Consider the following 4,616-nt stretch of genomic DNA (forward strand, 5'->3'; position numbering starts at 1 on the left):
ACCGGCAGGGCGTGCACGGGTACACGGTGCGGACCGACGGCAGCACGGCGCAGACCGTCCGGGTCACCGTGCAGCTGTCGCCGCCGCTGCAACCTGCTGAAGGTCGTCGGCATCGCGGTGGCCGTCGGCCTGCTGGCCGCCGCGGGCACCTTCCTCGCCACCCGGTCCGTGGTGCACGGCGACACCCCCGTCGACCCGACGCCGACCGCCGCCGAGACCACCGGGCCCGAGCCCACCAGCAGCGTCACCCCCGCGGTGGCACCGCCCAGCGGCTACCACTGGGTCGACGACCCGGCGGGCTTCCGCTTCCCGCTGCCGAACGGGACGCCGTCCTGGCAGCGGATCACCGCCGGGGACAACCAGATCTTCTACAGCCCCGACAACAAGCTGCACTACCTCCAGTTCGCCGTCACCGTCGGCCAGTCGGTCAAGCCGCTGGACCACATGCGGCAGTTGGAGGCCAACGTCTCCAAGTCGCTCAAGGACTACAAGCAGCACCGGATGGCCGCTTCGGCGGTGAAGGGCCAGGAGGCGGCGGTCTGGGAGTTCAGCTACCTGGCCAAGGAGGGCGGCCGCCGGCGCGCGATCGAGACCGAGTTCATCGGCCAGGACGGCACCAGCTACGCGATCTACTCGTCCAGCCCGGAGAGGGGCAACGAGTGGACCGAGGCCGAGCAGCGCTTCAACGCGGTGCTCAACGCCTTCACCCCGATCCGCTGACCGCGGCCGGGCGGAGCGCCCGCTTTCGCCCGACTGCGGCAGATTCTTGTTACCGACGGGTACCGGACCGGCCGCCGAACGCCTAGGCTGCGCCGTATGTCGGACCTCACAGCAGACGCAGTGGCCCCCGAACACCCCGGCGCCGGCAACCCGGCGGCCCCCGGCGGAGCCCGGACGGTCGCCGCGGCCGTCCCGCCGTCCCTGGTCGCCAGACTGGCCGCCGGCGTCACCGCCACCGGCGAGCCCGACCTGGTGGAGACCGTCGCCCCGCTGACCGGCGAGCGGCTGGCCAGCCTGCCGCGGTCCACCCCGGCCGACGTCGAGGTCGCCTTCCAGCTGGCCCGCCGCGCCCAGACGGCCTGGGCCGCGCTGCCGGTGCGCCGCCGGGCCGCCGCCCTGCTGCGCTTCCACGACCTGCTGCTCAAGCGGCAGGACGAGGTGCTCGACCTCGTCCAGGCGGAGACCGGCAAGGCCCGGCTGCACGCCTTCGAGGAGGTGCTGGCCGTCGCCATGGCCGCCCGGCACTACGGCCGGGCCGCGCACGGGTACCTCAGGGACAAGCGCCGCGGCGGCGCGCTGCCGGTGCTCACCCACGCCGTCGAGGCCCGCCGCCCGAAGGGCGTGATCGGCCACATCTCGCCGTGGAACTACCCGCTGGAGCTGTCCGTCGGCGACGCCCTGCCCGCCTTCGTGGCCGGCAACGCGGTGGTCAACAAGCCCGACACCCAGACCGCGCTGACCGCGCTGTGGGCCCGCGAGCTGCTGGTCGAGGCCGGGCTGCCGGCCGACCTGTGGCAGGTCGTGATCGGCGACGGCCCGGTGATCGGCCCCGCCGTGGTGGAGCACGCCGACTACGTCTCGTTCACCGGCTCCACCCGCACCGGCCGCGACGTCGCCCAGCGCGCCGCCGCCCGGCTGGTCGGCGCCTCGCTCGAACTCGGCGGCAAGAACGCCATGGTGGTGCTCGCCGACGCCGACCTCGACGCCGCCGCCGCGGGCGCCGTCCGGGCCTGCTTCTCCTCCGCCGGGCAGCTCTGCATCTCGATCGAGCGGCTGCTGGTGCACCGTTCGGTGGCCGACGAGTTCCTGGAGCGCTTCGCCGCCCGCACCCGGGCGCTGCGCCTGGGCGGCGGCCTCGCGTACGGCGCGGACATGGGCTCGCTGGTCTCCGTCCGCCAGCTGGAGACCACCACCCGGCACGTCGACGAGGCGGTCAAGGCGGGCGCCACCGTGGTGGCCGGCGGGCGCGCCCGGCCGGACCTCGGCCCGTTCTTCTACGAGCCGACCATCCTCGACGGCGTCACCCCGGACATGGCGGTCTGCGCCGAGGAGACCTTCGGCCCGGTCGTCTCGCTGTACCGCTTCGACACCGACGAGGAGGCGGTGGCCGCCGCCAACTCCACGCCGTACGGCCTGAACTCCAGCGTCTGGACCAGGGACCTCCGGCGCGGCCGGGCGGTCGCGGCCCGGCTGCGCACCGGCACGGTCAACGTCAACGAGGCCTACGCCGCCGCGTACGGCTCGATCGGCTCGCCGATGGGCGGCATGGGCGACTCCGGGCTGGGCCGCCGGCACGGCGCCGAGGGCATCCTGCGGTTCACCGAGGCGCAGACCGTCGCGACCCAGCGGCTGATGCCGATCGCGCCCTCGTTCGGCCTGGACGACAAGCAGTTCGCCGCCGTGATGACCGGCGGGCTGCGGGTGCTCAAGGCGCTGCGCCTCAGGTAGCCCTGGCGGCACAGGGGTCCGTCCTCAAACTCCCGTCGTCCGCCCGGAGGGCCCCGCAGACGCGGGTTTGAAGACGGGCCCCGAGGGCTCCGCCACCGTGCGGGGCCCCGACTCGCGGTTCCCACAGGCAGGTTCACCCGGCGAAGGAGCGGTGGCAGATGGTGCAGTCCGGCGGTGCGGCGGAGTTCGACTACGACGTGGTGGTGGTCGGGTCCGGCTTCGGCGGTTCGGTCGCGGCCCTGCGGCTGACCGAGAAGGGCTACCGGGTCGCCGTCCTGGAGGCCGGGCGGCGCTTCGACCGGGACGAACTGCCCAGGAACTCCTGGGACCTGCCGAACTACCTGTGGGCGCCGCAGCTCGGGCTGTACGGCATCCAGCGGATCCACCTGCTGGCCAACGTGCTGATCCTGGCCGGTGCCGGGGTCGGCGGCGGCTCGCTGAACTACGCCAACACCCTGTACGTGCCGCCGAAGGCCTTCTTCGAGGACCGCCAGTGGCGCCACATCACCGACTGGCAGCAGGAGTTGGCGCCGTTCTACGACCAGGCGCAGCGGATGCTCGGGGTCCGGCTCAACCCGACCCTCACCCCCTCCGACGTCCACCTCAAGGCGGCCGCCGAGCGGATGGGCGTCGGGGACACCTTCCACATGGCGCCGGTCGGGGTCTTCTTCGGCGACGGCGAGGACACCGACGGCACCGCCAAGGCGGCCCCCGGGGGCGAGGTGGCCGACCCGTACTTCGGCGGCGCCGGCCCGGCCCGCAAGGCCTGCGTCGAGTGCGGCGAGTGCATGACCGGCTGCCGGCACGGCGCCAAGAACATGCTCACCGAGAACTACCTGTACCTGGCGGAGCAGGGCGGGGCGGAGATCCACCCGCTCACCACGGTGGCCCGGATCCGGGAGCTCGGCGAGGGCTACGCGGTGGACGTGCGGCGCACCGACTCCCGCTCGAGGACCGACCGGGTCAAGGCGGGCGCGCGGACCCTCACCGCGGCCCGGGTGGTGGTCGCGGCCGGCACCTACGGCACCCAGTCGCTGCTGCACCGGATGCGGGACGGCGGCCACCTGCCCCGGATCTCGGCGCGGCTGGGCGAGCTGACCCGCACCAACTCCGAGGCGCTGGTGGGCGCGCAGACCACCGACCGGCGCTACGGCAGCAAGGCGGACTTCACCAAGGGCGTGGCGATCACCTCCTCGATCCACCCGGACGCCAACACCCACATCGAGCCGGTCCGCTACGGCAAGGGCTCCAACGCGATGGGCGCGCTGTCCATCGCCCAGGTCCGGGGCGGTGGGGCGGTCCCGCGCTGGCTGCGCTACCTGGGCAACTCGGCGCTCCACCCGGTGACCTTCGCCCGCTCGATGAACCAGCGCCGGTGGTCCGAGAAGACGATCATCGGCCTGGTGATGCAGTCGCTGGACAACTCGATCACCGTCTCGCTGAAGAAGGGCCCGCTCGGCAAGGCCCGGCTCACCTCCGCCCAGGGCCACGGCGAGCCCAACCCGACCTGGATCCCGGCCGCCGAGCAGGGCGCCCAGGCGCTGGCCGACGAGATCAACGGCTTCCCGGGGAGCACCGTCGGCGAGATCTTCGACATCCCGATGACGGCGCACTTCCTGGGCGGCTGCCCGATCGGCGACGCCCCGGAGACCGGCGTGGTGGACCCGTACCACCGGCTGTACGGCTACCCGGGGATCAGCGTGGTGGACGGGTCGGCCGTCTCCGCCAACCTCGGCGTCAACCCCTCGCTCACCATCACCGCGCAGGCCGAGCGCGCCATGTCGATGTGGCCGAACAAGGGCGAGGCGGACCGGCGCCCGGCCCAGGGCGAGGAGTACCGGCGGGTCGCCGCGGTGGCGCCGGTGCGGCCGGCCGTGCCCGAGGGCGCGTTCGGCGCGCTGCGGCTGCCGCTGCTGCCCGTCCCGGAGGTCCCGAAGAAGCGCGGCTGAACCCCGTCCGGCGGGCCGATCCGCCTGCCCCGCTTCCCGGTTGACATCCGTTCGGATCCGATGGGATAAACGGGCTCCCTGGGAGCCAGGGACTCGTCGAGCGGGGGGAAACCGGTCCATGGCCAACTGCGGATCGTGCGGTGCGGAATCGGCGGAAGGGGCGCCCGCCTGCGCGTCCTGCGGGCGGCCGGCGGCGCCGCCCCCGCCGCTGCCTCCGCC

At 73.9% G+C, this 4,616-nt stretch carries 2 protein-coding genes and 1 pseudogene; all 3 read left to right on the plus strand.

Translation table 11 applies throughout. The features are described 5' to 3' along the window. Window positions 1-720 (plus strand): annotated as a pseudogene (locus ABZW03_RS37675) (hypothetical protein); the annotation flags it as partial. 96 nt (window positions 721-816) lie between these two features. Then, on the plus strand, window positions 817-2,448 hold the full coding sequence (locus ABZW03_RS37680) for a succinic semialdehyde dehydrogenase (protein ID WP_355268908.1): 1,632 nt from the start codon (window positions 817-819) through the stop codon (window positions 2,446-2,448). Window positions 2,449-2,606: 158 nt separating this feature from the next. Next, window positions 2,607-4,397, plus strand: a complete 1,791-nt coding sequence (locus tag ABZW03_RS37685; protein ID WP_355268910.1) for a GMC family oxidoreductase — start codon at window positions 2,607-2,609, stop codon at window positions 4,395-4,397. Window positions 4,398-4,616: the final 219 nt, after the last annotated feature.

It is taken from the genome of Kitasatospora sp. NPDC004799 (assembly GCF_040609095.1).
Lineage (GTDB): Bacteria > Actinomycetota > Actinomycetes > Streptomycetales > Streptomycetaceae > Kitasatospora.

Bases quoted from the DNA above. Each gene is read 5' to 3' on its own strand.
- ABZW03_RS37685 (WP_355268910.1), top strand. From the start codon at position 2,607: ATGGTGCAGTCCGGCGGTGCGGCGGAGTTCGACTACGACGTGGTGGTG.
- ABZW03_RS37680 (WP_355268908.1), top strand. From the start codon at position 817: ATGTCGGACCTCACAGCAGACGCAGTGGCCCCCGAACACCCCGGCGCC.